Annotated in this window: 12 protein-coding genes and 1 riboswitch; of the genes, 9 read left to right on the top strand and 3 right to left on the bottom strand. The window is 72.9% G+C overall.

The window, feature by feature from the left end:
- Window positions 1–62 precede the first annotated feature (62 nt).
- The 6 genes from JN535_RS17000 (at window position 63) to JN535_RS16975 (ending at window position 7,160) form a co-directional block, all read left to right on the top strand.
- Window positions 63–1,577, top strand: coding sequence for a sugar transferase (locus JN535_RS17000; RefSeq protein ID WP_205206921.1), 1,515 nt, complete (start codon window positions 63–65; stop codon window positions 1,575–1,577).
- 38 nt (window positions 1,578–1,615) lie between these two features.
- Window positions 1,616–2,356 carry a hypothetical protein gene (locus tag JN535_RS16995; RefSeq protein ID WP_205206919.1) on the top strand — a complete coding sequence of 247 codons (741 nt, stop codon included), beginning with the start codon at window positions 1,616–1,618 and terminating at the stop codon, window positions 2,354–2,356.
- An 85-nt stretch (window positions 2,357–2,441) separates the two neighbouring features.
- Window positions 2,442–3,917: an NCS2 family permease gene (locus JN535_RS16990; RefSeq protein ID WP_205206918.1), complete on the top strand. Its 1,476-nt coding sequence runs from the start codon at window positions 2,442–2,444 to the stop codon at window positions 3,915–3,917.
- 9 nt (window positions 3,918–3,926) lie between these two features.
- Window positions 3,927–5,273 carry a mannose-6-phosphate isomerase, class I gene (gene manA, locus JN535_RS16985; RefSeq protein ID WP_205206916.1) on the top strand — a complete coding sequence of 449 codons (1,347 nt, stop codon included), beginning with the start codon at window positions 3,927–3,929 and terminating at the stop codon, window positions 5,271–5,273.
- 85 nt (window positions 5,274–5,358) lie between these two features.
- A complete protein-coding gene (locus JN535_RS16980) occupies window positions 5,359–5,817 on the top strand; it encodes a MarR family winged helix-turn-helix transcriptional regulator (protein WP_205206914.1) in 459 nt (152 codons plus the stop codon).
- Window positions 5,814–7,160: an MFS transporter gene (locus JN535_RS16975; RefSeq protein WP_205206912.1), complete on the top strand. Its 1,347-nt coding sequence runs from the start codon at window positions 5,814–5,816 to the stop codon at window positions 7,158–7,160. The genes JN535_RS16980 and JN535_RS16975 overlap by 4 nt, the downstream gene beginning before the upstream one ends.
- Window positions 7,161–7,254: 94 nt before the next feature.
- On the opposite strand, the gene serC is transcribed toward JN535_RS16975, so the two are convergent.
- Window positions 7,255–8,397 (bottom strand): phosphoserine transaminase, encoded by a 1,143-nt coding sequence (gene serC, locus JN535_RS16970; RefSeq protein WP_307868871.1) that lies wholly within the window; start codon window positions 8,395–8,397, stop codon window positions 7,255–7,257.
- Window positions 8,398–8,646: 249 nt separating this feature from the next.
- Between serC and JN535_RS16965 the strand changes: the two genes are divergently transcribed.
- The 3 genes from JN535_RS16965 to JN535_RS16955 all read left to right on the top strand — a co-directional run bounded on the left by JN535_RS16965 (window position 8,647) and on the right by JN535_RS16955 (window position 11,628).
- A complete protein-coding gene (locus tag JN535_RS16965) occupies window positions 8,647–9,357 on the top strand; it encodes a metal-dependent transcriptional regulator (protein ID WP_205206910.1) in 711 nt (236 codons plus the stop codon).
- Between the two features lie 167 nt (window positions 9,358–9,524).
- A riboswitch (cyclic di-AMP (ydaO/yuaA leader) is annotated at window positions 9,525–9,685 on the top strand.
- 7 nt (window positions 9,686–9,692) lie between these two features.
- A complete protein-coding gene (locus JN535_RS16960) occupies window positions 9,693–10,493 on the top strand; it encodes a C40 family peptidase (RefSeq protein ID WP_374100523.1) in 801 nt (266 codons plus the stop codon).
- Between the two features lie 187 nt (window positions 10,494–10,680).
- Complete coding sequence (locus JN535_RS16955; protein ID WP_205206908.1) at window positions 10,681–11,628, top strand: universal stress protein; 948 nt, start codon at window positions 10,681–10,683, stop codon at window positions 11,626–11,628.
- Between the two features lie 11 nt (window positions 11,629–11,639).
- Here JN535_RS16955 and JN535_RS16950 read toward each other — a convergent pair whose 3' ends face one another.
- Entirely contained in the window at window positions 11,640–12,488 is an 849-nt protein-coding gene (locus JN535_RS16950) for an ABC transporter permease (protein ID WP_205206907.1), read from the bottom strand.
- A complete protein-coding gene (locus tag JN535_RS16945) occupies window positions 12,488–13,489 on the bottom strand; it encodes an ATP-binding cassette domain-containing protein (protein WP_205206906.1) in 1,002 nt (333 codons plus the stop codon). Before JN535_RS16945 ends, JN535_RS16950 begins: the two co-directional genes overlap by 1 nt.
- Window positions 13,490–14,119 lie beyond the last annotated feature (630 nt).

Raw genomic sequence — 14,119 nt, 5'->3', positions numbered from 1 at the left:
GCCGTTTCTCGACCCTAGGATGAGTCGCCATGCAGGGAGTGGAACCGACCGGAGGTGGACGCATGTCCCACAGCGTCACCGAAGACACGAGGCGGAGTCTGCGCACCCTTCTCGCCACGACCCCCGCGGCCCGGATCCGCGCCGCGCGCGCCGCGTTCGCCGCGCAGGGCTGGGAGGTCGCCTACCGGCGTCGGCTCCTGCTCACCGACACGGCCGTGATCGTCGTCGCCGTGCTCGTCGCCTACTTCCTGCGCTGGGACCAGTTCATCAACGAGCCCGTCCGCGAGACACGCGTGCCGTACGTCGTGCTCAGCCTCCTCGTCGGCGTCGCCTGGTCCGTCTCGCTCGTCGTGAGCCGCACGCGCGACCCCCGGGTCATGGGGAGCGGCCCCACCGAGTACCACCGGGTCTTCGACGCGTCGTGGCGCCTCTTCGCCGTGCTCGCGGTGCTCGCCTTCCTCTTCCGCTTCCCGGAGGCGCGCGGCTACCTCGCCTTCGCGTTCCCGATCGGGCTCGGTGGCCTGCTCCTCGGTCGGTACGCGTGGCGCCAGTGGCTGCACGGCCAGCGCGCCCACGGGCGCATGCGCTCCGCCGTGCTGGCGATCGGGCACCGTGACCAGGCGGAGCGCCTCATCCGCGACCTCAACGGTCGCGACGAGTCCGGGTACCGCGTGGTCGGCGTGTGCGTCCCGTCCGGCGGGTTCGGGGCGGGCGAGGAGATCCGGGGCGTGCCGGTCCTCGGCGAGCTGCGGCACGCCGGCGAGGTCGCGACGCGGGTCGGCGCGGACGTCGTCGCCGTGTCGGGCTCGGACGCCATCACGGCCGAGGTCGTCCGTCGGCTGGGCTGGGAGCTCGAGCCGTACGGCGTCGACCTCATGCTCACGGCCGAGCTCGCGGACGTCGCCGGTCCTCGCATCACCATCACCCCGGCGGAGAGCGTCTCGCTCCTCCACGTGGACGCGCCCCGCTTCACGGGGCCGAAGTTCGTCGTGAAGTCGGTCGTCGACTGGACCGGCGCGGCGCTCATCACGCTCGCCGCGCTGCCGGTGCTCGTGCTGGTCGCGCTCGCGGTCCGCCTCACGAGCCGCGGGCCCGTGCTCTTCCGGCAGGAGCGGGTCGGCCGCAACGGGCGCACGTTCCCCATGTTCAAGTTCCGGTCGATGCGTGTCGGGGCAGACCGCGAGGTCGAGCACCTGGTCGAGCAGAACGACGGCGCCGGCCCGCTGTTCAAGATGCGCGACGACCCCCGCGTCACGCGCGTCGGCCGCGTGCTGCGCCGCTACTCGCTCGACGAGCTCCCGCAGCTCTTCAACGTCCTGCGCGGCGACATGAGCCTCGTCGGCCCGCGCCCGCCGCTGCCGCGCGAGGTCCAGAAGTACGAGAAGAAGGTGCACCGCCGCCTCCTGGTCAAGCCCGGCCTCACCGGCCTGTGGCAGGTCGGCGGCCGGTCCGACCTGTCGTGGGAGGAGAGCGTCCGCCTCGACGTGTACTACGTCGAGAACTGGACCATGTTCGGCGACTTCCTGATCCTCGCGCGCACGGCGCGCGCGGTGTTCTCCGGCTCCGGGGCCTACTGAGGCCGGCGGGGTGAGCGGTCGGACGCGGGAGGTGCGTCGTGCGGGTCTCGGTCTCGGGATGCGGTCGCCGCGGCGTCCTGCACGCGGCCTGCCTCGCGGCGGCGGGGCACGAGGTCGTGCTCCACGACACCGACCCTCGTGCCCTCGACGTGCTCCGCGCGGCGCCGCGCCGCGCTGCTGAGCCGAGGCTCCAGCGGCTCCTCGCGCTCGCCCGCGTGAGCGGCCGACTGCGTCCCACGACGGACCGCACCGCGGTCGCCGGAGCGCGCGTGCACGTCCTGTGCGTCGGGGCGGGTCCCCACCCCGACCCCGACGGCGTCTCCCGGGTGGTGGCGCTGCGCGACGCGCTCGACGGCCTGGTCCCGCACCTCGGCCCGGGGGACCTCGTCGTCGGGCGCGCCCGCGTCCCCGCGGGCACGGCGGAGTGGCTCGCGGCCGGGCTCGCCGCCGACGGCGTCCGGGCGACGGTCGCGTGGGTGCCCGACGAGCACCGGCCGGGACACGCCGTCGTCGACCTCCTGCACCCGTCGCGGCTCGTCCACGGGGTCCCCTCCGGCCCGGCCGGCGAGCGGGCCGCCGCGATCCTGGACGTGCTGCACGCGGTGCAGCTCGCGACGGGGGCGCCCCGGACGGTGACCGACCTCGCGACCGCGGAGAGCCTCGGGCACGGTGCCGGAGCGCCGCGTCCGGCAGCCCTCAGGGGCCCTGGCGCGCACGACGGCACGGACGTGGTGTCGAGCACACCCGAGGCGGCGCTCGCCGCGGTCGGCGCTGCCTGACGTGCGCGGACGTCCCCCGAGGGCGATGCCGGACCGTGTCCCGCGTGTTACCGCGCGGTCACAGGGTTCTGGCAGCATTCTCCCCATGTCCACCCCCACCTCCGTCCGCGAGGACGAGCAGGCGCCGCCCCCTGCGTCCGGCGCGATCGACCGCTTCTTCAAGATCACCGAGCGCGGCTCGACGATCGGCACCGAGATCCGAGGTGGTCTCGTCACGTTCTTCGCGATGGCGTACATCATCGTGCTGAACCCGCTGATCATCGGGACGGTCCAGGACGGCACGGGCCAGTTCCTCGGCGGCGGCGACGCGCCCGACTTCGGCAAGATCGCCGCGGCCACCGCGCTCGTCGCGGGCGTCATGACGATCGCCATGGGCGTCTTCGCGAACTTCCCCCTCGGCCTCGCGGCCGGGCTGGGCCTCAACGCGGTCGTGGCGTACTCCATCGCGTCGCTGCCGGGGGTGACGTGGGCGGACGCGATGGGCCTCGTCGTCATCGAGGGCCTCATCATCCTCGTCCTCGTGCTCACCGGGTTCCGCGAGGCGGTCTTCCGCGCGGTCCCGGTCGAGCTGAAGACCGCCATCAGCGTGGGCATCGGCCTGTTCATCGCCCTGATCGGCCTCGTCAACGCGGGCTTCGTCACCGCCGGCAGTGGCACCCTCCTCGCGCTCGGCAACCTCGGCACGTGGCCGATCCTCGTGTTCGTGGTCGGACTGGTGCTGACGATCGTGCTGTGGGTCCGCAAGGTCAAGGGCGCGCTGCTCGTCGCGATCCTCACGGCGACCGCGCTCGCCGTCGTGCTGGAGAACACCCTGCACATCGGCGCCAAGGCGCCCGACGGCTCGAACCCCGACGGCTTCAACCTCAACGCGCCCACGTTCGACGGCGTCGCGCAGGTCCCCGACTTCGGTCTCCTCGGCCAGTTCTCGCTCCTGGGCTCGTTCCAGAACATCGCGACCGTCACGGTCGTCCTGCTGGTGTTCTCGCTCCTGCTCGCGGACTTCTTCGACTCGATGGGCACGATGGTCGCCGTCGGGGCCGAGGCGCGCCTCAACGACGCCGAGGGCATCCCGCCGCGCTCACGCGCGATCCTCGTCGTCGACTCGATCGCCGCGGCGGCCGGCGGCGCCGGCTCGGTGTCGTCGAACACGAGCTTCGTCGAGTCGACGACGGGCGCGGGCGAGGGCGCCCGCACGGGCCTCGCGTCGGTCGTCACGGGCGTCGCGTTCCTGCTCGCGACGTTCCTGTCGCCGCTCGTCGCGCTCGTGCCCTACGAGGCCGCCGCCCCCGCGCTGGTCTTCGTCGGGTTCCTCATGATGACGCAGATCGCCGGCATCTCCTGGAAGAACGTCGAGATCGGCATCCCCGCGTTCCTCACGATCATCGTCATGCCGTTCACCTACTCGATCGCGGACGGCATCGGCGCGGGCTTCCTCGCGTTCGTCGTCATCAAGCTCGCGCTCGGCAAGGTCCGCGCGATCCACCCGCTCATGTGGGTCGCCTCGGTGATGTTCCTCGTGTACTTCCTCCTCGGCCCGATCCGGGATGCCCTGGGCCTCTAGGCTCGGCCCATGACGAGCGCGGCGGAGGAGCGGTCGGGGAAGGCGTCGGTCGACGCCCTCCCCGCCGCTCGTCCGCCCGCGTTCTACCGGCTGGAGAACACGGTCCAGCCGTACGACTGGGGCTCGACGTCGGCGATCCAGGACCTCCTGGGGATGGAACCGGACGGTCGTCCTGCAGCCGAGCTGTGGATGGGCGCGCACCCGCTCGCGCCGTCGCGCGTCGTGCCCGACGGCGCGGCGCGCCCGGGCGAGGGGCCTCGCGAGGGCGGGGCGACGGCGTCGGGCGCGACGCTCGCGGACCTGGTGCGCGCGGACCCCGTGGGGGTGCTGGGGCAGCGCGTCCTCGACCAGTACGGTCCCCGGCTGCCGTTCCTCCTCAAGGTGCTCGCCGCCGAGCGCGCGCTCTCGCTCCAGGTCCACCCGCACCCGCACCGCGCCCGCGAGGGGTTCAACCGCGAGAACCGGGAGGGCGTCGCTCGCGACTCCCCGTTGCGCAGCTTCCACGACGACCAGCACAAGCCCGAGATGGTCGTGGCGGTGTCGCGCTTCGAGGGCCTGTCGGGATTCCGCCGGCCGGCGCGCATCCTCGAGCTCCTCGACGGGCTCGACGGCGACCTCGTCGCCCGCATGCGCGCAGCGCTCCTCGCCCGCCCGAGCGAGGCGGGGGTCCGCGAGGCGTTCACGCTCGCGCTCCACGCCCGGTCCGAGCCCGACGTCGCGGCGGACCTCGCGCGGACCGTCGCCTCGGTGCGGGGCCGGGCGGAGCGCGGCCCCGGGCCGGCGTCCGGAGGACCGCGGCGCACGTCGCGGCGCGCCGACGCCACCGTGCTGGCGCTCGCCGAGCAGCATCCGGGCGACCCGGGCCCCGTCGTCTCCCTCATGCTCAACCGGGTCACGCTCGAGCCCGGGGAGTCGATGTTCGTGCCGTCCGGGCACGTGCACGCCTACCTGTCCGGCTGCGCCGTCGAGGTCATGGCGAGCTCCGACAACGTCCTGCGCGCCGGGCTCACGAGCAAGCTCGTCGACGTCGACGCGCTGCTCGAGTGCGCCACGTGCACGCCCGGGCCTGCCGCCCGCCCGCGCCTGGTCGACGACGGGTCCGGCCTCGTCACCTACCGCCCGCCGGTCGCGGAGTTCGCGCTCCGAGCGGGCCGGGTCACGGGGGCGGTGCCGCTGCCCGACGCCGGACCGCGCGTCGTGCTGTGCCTCGACGGCGCGGTGACGGTCGCCGGGGGACGCGACGACACCCTGGCCGAGACGGCGCTGGCACGGGGCGAGTCGGTGTTCGTCCCCCACGCGACCGGGCCGGTCGCCGCGCGCGGCGACGGCCACGTCGTGGTCGCCTACGTCCCCTGACCGGGTCCTTCCCGGTTCGCTGCGACACCGCGGGGGTGACGTGCACCTCTTTCATTACTCTAGGTAATGAGTTAAGGTAACTATCATGCCTGCTGCGGACCCGACTGCCCCAACCCGGAGCCAGTACCGGCCCGCGACGCTCGGCGGGGAGCTCCGTGTGGCGCTCACCCGGATCTCCCGTCGCCTGCGCGCCCAGCGCGGCGAGGCCGACCTGCCCGAGGGCCGGTTCGGCGTGCTCACCGTCCTGCACAAGCACGGCGCGATGTCGCCGAGCGAGCTCGCCGAGCACGAGCGCGTCAAGCCGCCGTCGATGACCCGGGCCGTCAACGCGCTCGTCGAGATGGGGCTCGTCGAGAAGGGCGAGCACGCGAGCGACCGCCGCCAGGTCGTCGTGCGGCTCACCGACGCCGGCGCGCGCGAGGTCAAGGAGACCCGCCGTCGCCGGGACGCGTGGCTCACGCGGCAGCTGTCCTCCCTCACCCCCGACGAAAGAGAGACCTTGGCCCGCGCCAGTGAGCTGTTGACCCGGATCGCCGCCCGATGAGCACCACGTTCTCCTCCCTCCAGTACTTCAACTACCGCGTCTGGTTCGGCGCCGCGCTCGTCGCGAACGTCGGCACCTGGATGCAGCGCGTCGCGCAGGACTGGCTCGTCCTCACCGACCTCACCGACAACTCCGGCGTCGCGGTCGGCGTCGTGACAGCGCTGCAGTTCGCCCCCGTGCTCGCCCTGTCGGCGTGGGCGGGCCTGCTCGCCGACCGGCTCCCGCGCCGTCGCCTCCTCATGGCCACGCAGGGCGCGATGGGCCTGCTCGCGCTCGGCCTGGGCGCTCTCGTCCTGTCCGGGAACGTCGAGCTGTGGCACGTCTACGTGTTCGCCGGCCTGCTCGGTGTCGTCTCGGCGTTCGACAACCCCGTGCGCCAGACGTTCGTCGCGGAGATGGTGCCCGCTGACAAGCTGTCGAACGCCGTCGGGCTCAACAGCGCGTCGTTCAACGCCGCGCGGCTCGTGGGGCCGGGCGTCGCCGGGCTGCTCATCGCGGCCGTCGGCTCCGGCTGGCTGTTCGTCATCAACGGCGTGACGTTCGGGGCGACGATCCTCGCGCTGGCCTACATGCGCACGCGCGAGCTCCACGTGCTGCCCAGTGCGCCACGGGAGAAGGGGCAGATCCGCGAGGGGATCCGGTACGTGCGCAAGCGCACGGACATCATCGTCATCATGGTGGTCGTCGGGGTCGTCTCGACGTTCGGGCTGAACTTCCAGCTCACGTCCGCGATGATGGCGAAGGTCGAGTTCGGCAAGGGTCCGGGCGAGTACGGGATCCTCGGGTCGATCCTCGCCATCGGGTCGCTGACCGGCGCTTTGCTCGCTGCGCGGCGCGAGCGCCCGCGCGTCCGGCTCGTCATCGGGTCCGCGTTCGGGTTCGCCGTCGCGACGGGCGTCATGGCCCTCATGCCCACGTACGCGAGTTACGCCGTCGCCTGCATCCCGGTGGGCCTGGCGTCGCTCACGATGATGACCGCCGCCAACTCGACCATCCAGATGTCCGTGGACCCCGTCATGCGCGGGCGTGTCATGTCGCTCTACATGATCGTGTTCCTCGGCGCGACGCCGGTCGGGTCGCCGCTCGTCGGCTGGATCGCCGAGGCGTGGGGCCCGCGCTGGGCCATCGGCGTCGGGTCGATCACCGCCGGGCTCGTCGCCGTGGGTGCCGCCGTCTGGGCGGTGCGCAACTGGCACCTCGAGGTCCGCTATCGGGTCCTCCAGCGCCCGCACCTCGTGGTCCGCTACCTCGACGCCGGGACGCCGACCGACCGCTCGGCCCGCGCCGAGACGCGTCGTCGGCTCGAGGCCGACGACGCGGAGGAGGCGGCCCGCGCGGCCTGACGCCGCGGTCTCCCCGTCGAGCACGACCTTGCTGTGGTCATGGGGGCCATGACGACACCAAGGTCGTGCTCGACGCGGAGCACGGTCGTGGTCGTCAGGCGAGGTGCGCGACGACGTGGTCGACGCACGCGGTGAGCGCGCGGACGTCGTCGGGCTCGATCGCCGGGAACATCGCGACGCGGAGCTGGTTGCGGCCCAGCTTGCGGTAGGGGAAGACGTCGAGGATGCCGTTCGCGCGGAGCGCGGCCACGACGGCGGTCGCGTCGATCGTGTCGTCGAGGTCGACCGTCCCGACGACGGTGGACCGCTGCGCCGGGTCGGCGACGAACGGCGTCGCCCACTCGCGGGCCTCGGCCCAGCCGTACAGATGGGCGGCGGACTCGGCCGACCGGGCCGCGGCCCACGGGAGCCCGCCGTTGCCGAGGATCCACTCGACCTGCTCGGCGAGCATGACGAGGGTCGCGATCGCGGGCGTGTTGAGCGTCTGGTCCCGGCGCGAGTTGGCTGCCGCCGTGCGGAGCGAGAGCGACTCCGGCACCCACCGCGTGCCGCTCGACTCGACCTCCTCCGCGCGCTTGAGCGCGTCGGGCGAGCACAGCGCGAGCCACAGGCCGCCGTCGGACCCGAAGACCTTCTGCGGCGCGAAGTAGTAGACGTCGGTCTCGGCGACGTCCACCGGCAGCGCGCCGGCACCCGAGGTCGCGTCGACGAGCGTGAGCGCGCCGCGCTCGCGCGACCCCTCGACGCGGCGGACCGGGGCCGTGGCGCCGGTCGAGGTCTCGTTGTGGGGCCAGGCGTGCACGTCGACGTCGTCGGCCGGCTCGGGCAGCGCGACGGACCCCGCGGGTGCCGAGATCACCTGCGACGGCTCGAGGAACGGCGCGGCCGTCGTCGCGGCGGCGAACTTGGCACCGAACTCGCCGAACGCGGCGTGCTGCGCCTTGGTGCGCACGAGGCAGGCCGTGGCGACGTCCCAGAACGTCGTGGAGCCACCGTTGCCGAGCACGACCTCGTAGCCCTCGGGCAGCGCGAAGAGCTCGGCGAGCCCCTCGCGCGTCCGGCGCACGACCGAGCGGACCGGCGCCTGGCGGTGGGACGTCCCGAGCAGGGACGCACCGGCGTCGGACAACGCGCGGACCTGCGCGGCACGCACCTTGCTGGGTCCGGAGCCGAAGCGGCCGTCGGCCGGCAGCAGGTCCGAGGGGATCGTGATCGGGGCGGTGGCGGGATCAGGCACGCCGCCACCCTACGCGCGTGACGCGCGCGCCGGGAGCGGCGTCCGCGGGCGCGCGCGACCGCGGTCGCGGGGTCGTGGACGGGTGGCGGGACATCCGGGCGAGCGGGGCACCACGGGTTCTCCCGCGCGGGCCCCGGGCCGGGTCACGGGCTCGCCATAGACTGTCCCCAGCGGCCCGCCGGTGCGGGCAGGCGCCCCGCGGCGACGACGACCGGGCGCCCCGAGCCGACGAGCGACTGGGAGCGTGACGTGACCGATCTGATCGATACCACCGAGATGTATCTGAAGACGATCTACGAGCTCGTGGAAGAGGGCATCGTCCCCCTGCGCGCGCGCATCGCGGAGCGCCTCGGGCACTCGGGCCCGACGGTGTCGCAGACGGTCGCGCGCATGGAGCGCGACGGTCTCGTGGTCGTGACGGGCGACCGGCACCTGGAGCTCACGCCCGTGGGTCACGACAAGGCCACGCGCGTGATGCGCAAGCACCGGCTCGCGGAGCGGCTGCTCACCGACGTCATCAAGCTCGACTGGGAGCACGTGCACACGGAGGCGTGCCGGTGGGAGCACGTGATGAGCGAGCTCGTCGAGCAGCGACTCATCGGGCTGCTCGACCACCCGCACTTCGACCCGTACGGGAACCCGATCCCGGGTCTGCCGGAGCTGGGGGAGCAGTTCGAGGAGGTCGACTTCCTCGACGGTGTCGTGTCCCTCCCGGCGTTCCTCGTCGAGCACGGGCGTGTCGGCGCGGAGGCGCGCGTCGTGCTGCAGCGGATCGGCGAGCCGATCCAGGTCGACGTCGAGCTGCTCGCGAGGTTCGCGGAGGCCGGGGTGCTGCCGCGCCGGACGCTCGTCGTGCGGTGGGCCGGGGACGGCGGAGTGACGGTGCAGGGCGAGGGCGCGGAGATCGTCCTGGACCTGCCCGACGACGTAGCGCGCCACCTGTTCGTCGCCCGCGGCTAGCCGTCCGTTCACCCGCGAATCCGCTGTGACCTGCGACGACGCGATCGTCCGCGTCGATTCGTAATGGGAACGTGACTTTTGCCGAGGCGTCCTGTACGGTCGGTGCTGCTCCATCGGAAGACACGTCCGGGGGAGTCCTCGCGCGGAACGCCTAACCCTGTCACCGCAAGAGGCCAACGACGACCCGATGACAGGGACGGGGGACCCACTTCCGGGTGCTGGGGACAGCGCCCTTGGGGTGAAGCCCGACGGACCTCGGTCCGCCGGGCCGGGTGACTCTTCCACCCGAACCCGACAGCTGACCTCGCAGGCGTCCAGGAGAGGCAACAGTGACCGTGAGCACGACTCGCGCCCGCCACCGCGCGGCGCGGCGTCCCGTGACGCCACTCAGCTCCATCGCCCAGACCGCGTCGGACCAGATGTCGACCGTCGGTCGCCGCACCGCCGTCGTCGCCGCGTCCTCGGGCCTCATCGTCTCGATGATCGGTGCCGCCGCCCCCGCGACGGCCGCGCCCGTCGACAACGAGTCCGGCAAGCTCAACGCCGTCGACCTCAGCGCCCTCACGGCGCAGGCGCGTCAGGCTCTCGAGGCCGCCCCTGCGGTGACCGTCGCGGCCGACGCGGCGTTCACGATCGAGCAGGCCGCCGCGCCTGTCACCGTGACGCCCGCCCCTGAGCCGGAGCCCGAGCCGGAGCCGGAGCCCGTCCGCAGCACGCAGACGAGCCGCTCCCAGGAGCGTCAGTCCACCCAGTCCGAGGCGCCTGCCCAGCAGGAGGCGGCCGTCGAGGTCCCGGCCTCGGCCTACGGCTCGACCATCGTCTCGATCGCCGCGCGCTACGTGGGCGTCCCCTACGTCTACGGCGGCACCACCCCCGACGGCTTCGACTGCTCGGGCTTCACCAGCTACGTCTACGCGCAGGTCGGCATCAACCTGCCGCGCACCTCGAGCGCGCAGGGCTCCGTCGGCACCAAGGTGTCGCGCGACCAGGCGCAGCCGGGCGACCTCATCTGGACGCCGGGCCACATCGCGATCTACGCGGGCGACAACATGATGATCGACGCCCCGCGCCCCGGGAAGACCGTCCAGTTCCGTCAGATCTGGCAGTCGAACCCCACCTTCATCCGCGTGGCCTGATCGCCCACGCCCTCAGGGCCCCTGCGGCCACTGGCCTGACGAACCCCGTCACCTCGCGCATCGTCGCGAGGAGGCGGGGTTCGTGGCATTCTTGACGTATTCGTGACTCGTGGCAGACGGACGAGCGGGCTGGTCTCGGCTAGGTTGGTCGTCCGATGGCACCGGGCCGTCGAGAGGAGCGTCGCTCATGACCCGCACGGAATCCGTCCTCGTCGGCGTCGACGGCTCGGCGCCGAGCCTGCACGCCCTGGACTGGGCCGCGGCGTACGCGCTGCGGGTGGGTTGGCCGCTCCACATCGTCTGTACCTACTCGCTGCCGTCGTTCACGGCGGCCTCGCTCGACGGTGGCTACGCGGCGCTCGACGACTCGGCCATCCAGGAGGGTGCGCGCGCGGTCCTCGAGGAGGCCCGCGCACGGTCCGAGGCGGCCGGCGTGCGGACGACCGCGACGGTGACGACGGGGGACGCTGCGGGCGTGCTCGTCGAGATGTCGCGCGAGCACTCGCTCGTCGTCGTCGGCACACGTGGTCGCGGGGGGTTCACCGAGCGCCTGCTCGGCACCGTGTCGTCGGCGCTGCCCGCGCACGCCCACTGCCCGACCGTCGTCGTGCCGTACCGCTCCGACGCGAAGGACGCCGACGGCGCGCTGCAGGAGCCTCCCGCGGTCAAGCCGCTGCGGCGCATCGTCGTCGGGGTGGACGGGTCGCCGTCCGCGGAGATCGCCCTGCGGCACGCGATCCGGCAGGCTCAGGCATGGGGCGCGGAGCTCGTCGCGGTCGCCGGCGTCCCGGTCGGCGCCGGCGCCGGGCTCCTCGCGTGGCTGCCCGCGTCGATCGACCACGAGCAGGTCCTGGCGGACATCACCGAGGGCCTCAACGTCATCATCGACCGTCACGAGGCGGAGCACCCGGGGCTCACGATCAAGCGCATCGTGCTCGACGGCACGGGCGCGGAGCTGCTCACGGAGTTCTCCACGGCCTCTGACCTCATCGTGGTCGGTTCCCGCGGTCGCGGCGGGTTCCGGGGGCTTCTCCTCGGGTCCACGAGCCAGGCGGTCCTGCACCACTCGGCGTGCCCGGTCATGGTCGTGACGAAGAAGTGCGAGGACGACGCGCCGACGGCCGAGGACGGCTGACCGAGGACCGGTCAGCTGCGGTTGCGGTAGAGCCGCATCGTGATCGGGGCGAGGATCGCGGTGAGGACGACCGACGCGACGAGGACCCACACGATCCCCTCCGTCGCCGGCTCTCCTGCCATGAGGCCGCGGACCGCGGTCACGAGGTGGGTGACGGGGTTGACGTCGACGAACCGCTGCAGCACCACGGGCATCGTCGACGGGTCGACGAAGATGTTGGACGCGAACGTCAGCGGCATGAGCACGAGCATCGACGTGCCCATGACGGCGTTGGGGGAGCGCAGCACCAGCCCGAGCGCGGTGAACACCCAGCTCAGCGCGAAGGCGAACACCAGCAGCAGCACGATCCCGAGGACCACTCCGACGACCCCGCCCGGCGGTCGGAAGCCCAGGACGAGGCCGAGGGCGAGCGTCACGACCGACGCGATCGTGTAGCGGACGGTGTCGCCGAGCAGCGCCCCCACGATCGGCGCGGGCCGCCACACCGGCAGCGACCGGAACCGGTCGAACACGCCCTTGCTGATGTCCGTGTTCATCGTGTAGCCGGTGTAGATCGTCGTGAAGAGCACCGCCTGCACGAGGATGCCCGGGAGGAGGAACTGCAGGTAGCTCTGCACGTCGCCGGCCAGCGCGCCGCCGAACAGGTACGTGAACATGAGCGTGAAGATGATCGGCGAGACCGTGACGTCGAAGAGCTGCTCGGGGACGTGCTTGATCTTGAGCAGCGCGCGCCACGTGTACGTGAGTGTCGCGGAGACCGGCGACGGGCGCGAGGGCCGCTGCTCGAGCGCGACGGCGGCCCGCAGCGCGTTCGCCTCCGGCGCGCGCAGGTCGGCGGTGGTGGTGGGTTCGACGGCCATCAGGCCACCTCCTCGATCGTCTCGTCGTCCTCCATGGGCTGACCGGTCAGGGCGAGGAACACCTCGTCGAGGCTCGGCTGTCCGAGCGTGAACTCCGGCACGACGATGCCCTCGTCCCCGAGCGCGGGCAGGATGCGCGCGACGTCGGCCGCGCCGTCGTCGGGCACGCGCGCCGTGAACGCGTACGGGTCGTTCGCGAGCGTGATCTCCGTGCCGAGCAGCGCGCCCACGACCTCCGCCGCGCGGCCGCGCTGGGTCGCGTCCGCGAGCCGCACGTGGACCGCGCCCTCGCCCACGGAGCGCTTGAGCTCCGTCGCGGTGCCCTCCGCGATGACCTTGCCGTGGTCGATCACGGCGATCCGGTCGGCGAGCTGGTCCGCCTCCTCCAGGTACTGCGTGGTCAGCAGGACCGTCGCACCGTCTGCCACGAGCACGCGGACGATGTCCCACACCTGGTTGCGGCTGCGCGGGTCGAGGCCCGTCGTCGGCTCGTCCAGGAAGATCACGCGAGGGCTCATGACGAGGCTCGCGGCCAGGTCGATGCGGCGCCGCATGCCGCCCGAGTACGTCTTCACCTGGCGGTCGCCCGCGTCCCCGAGGCCGAACGCCTCCAGGAGCTCGGCAGAGCGCCCGCGCGCCGTCCCCCCGAGGAACCCGTAGAGCCGCGCGAGCATCACGAGGTTCTCCGTCCCCGTGAGGTCCTCGTCCACGGAGGCGTACTGCCCGGTGAGCCCGACGACGGAGCGCACCTGGTCGGCGTCGTGCACCACGTCGTGGCCGAGCACGCGCGCCGTGCCCGCGTCAGGGCGCAGGAGCGTCGCGAGCATGCGCACGGCTGTCGTCTTGCCCGCGCCGTTCGGCCCGAGCACGCCGAACACCGTGCCCTCGGGGATGAGCAGGTCGATGCCGTCGACCGCCTTGGTCACGGACTTCCCGGACGTGAAGTGCTTGACGAGGCCGCGTGCCTCGACGGCGAGGTCGCCGCGTGCAGTGTCGGTCATGTCCCCTCCGCGGGATGGTCGTTCGCCGCTGCCGACGAGCCGCCCGGGTCTCCGGGCCACCCACCCACCGACCGTCGGGGCCAGCGGAACTCATCGGTCGCGCACGCCTTCCATCCTGCGCCGCACGGGCGCCCGAGGACCAGTGCGATTCGTCAGGAGCAGAGGGAGCTCGCACGCAGGAGTGCCTCCAGTCGCGCGAGGTAGAACCGTGGTCGCGCGAGGTAGAACCCTGGTCGCGCGAGGTAGAACCGCGGTCGTGCCGGACGGCGGCCGGTCATCCAGCGCGGCCCGGTCGCCCCCGGGATCGCCGGCCGCACGCCTCGGTGGTCTTGCCGTCCACGGCGGTCTCCACCAAGTCCAGCAGGTGGTCTCGGCAGGTCGAACAGATGGCCAGGGTCAATCAGGCAAGTAGGACGCGCCCAGATCGCCTGTTCGACACGACGGCGCTCGGTCGGCGTAGAGCGCGGGGGCCGAGCGGCGGCATGGCACGGAAGAACCTGACACCGCGGGCAGTGAGCGGAGACCAGGGCGAGACGGCGCAGGGCGGGGTGGGTGGTGGTGCCGCGTCGTGGTCGGGCCTGGCGGGAGCCGCGAGGAACGAGCGGCGGATGGTAGACGCGGCACCACCAC

Source organism: Cellulosimicrobium cellulans (genome assembly GCF_016921195.1).
Taxonomy (GTDB): Bacteria; Actinomycetota; Actinomycetes; order Actinomycetales; family Cellulomonadaceae; genus Cellulosimicrobium; species Cellulosimicrobium cellulans_F.
The sequence above is the reverse complement of the archived record's forward strand: the minus strand, read 5'-3'. Positions and strand labels throughout refer to the sequence as shown.

What these genes read in the sequence shown, in the direction of transcription:
- JN535_RS17000 (WP_205206921.1), top strand. Translation starts at nt 63, where the DNA reads ATGTCCCACAGCGTCACCGAAGACACGAGGCGGAGTCTGCGCACCCTT.
- JN535_RS16975 (WP_205206912.1), top strand. Translation starts at nt 5,814, where the DNA reads ATGAGCACCACGTTCTCCTCCCTCCAGTACTTCAACTACCGCGTCTGG.
- JN535_RS16945 (WP_205206906.1), bottom strand. Translation starts at nt 13,489, where the DNA reads ATGACCGACACTGCACGCGGCGACCTCGCCGTCGAGGCACGCGGCCTC.
- JN535_RS16955 (WP_205206908.1), top strand. Translation starts at nt 10,681, where the DNA reads ATGACCCGCACGGAATCCGTCCTCGTCGGCGTCGACGGCTCGGCGCCG.
- JN535_RS16950 (WP_205206907.1), bottom strand. Translation starts at nt 12,488, where the DNA reads ATGGCCGTCGAACCCACCACCACCGCCGACCTGCGCGCGCCGGAGGCG.
- JN535_RS16990 (WP_205206918.1), top strand. Translation starts at nt 2,442, where the DNA reads ATGTCCACCCCCACCTCCGTCCGCGAGGACGAGCAGGCGCCGCCCCCT.
- JN535_RS16980 (WP_205206914.1), top strand. Translation starts at nt 5,359, where the DNA reads ATGCCTGCTGCGGACCCGACTGCCCCAACCCGGAGCCAGTACCGGCCC.
- manA (WP_205206916.1), top strand. Translation starts at nt 3,927, where the DNA reads ATGACGAGCGCGGCGGAGGAGCGGTCGGGGAAGGCGTCGGTCGACGCC.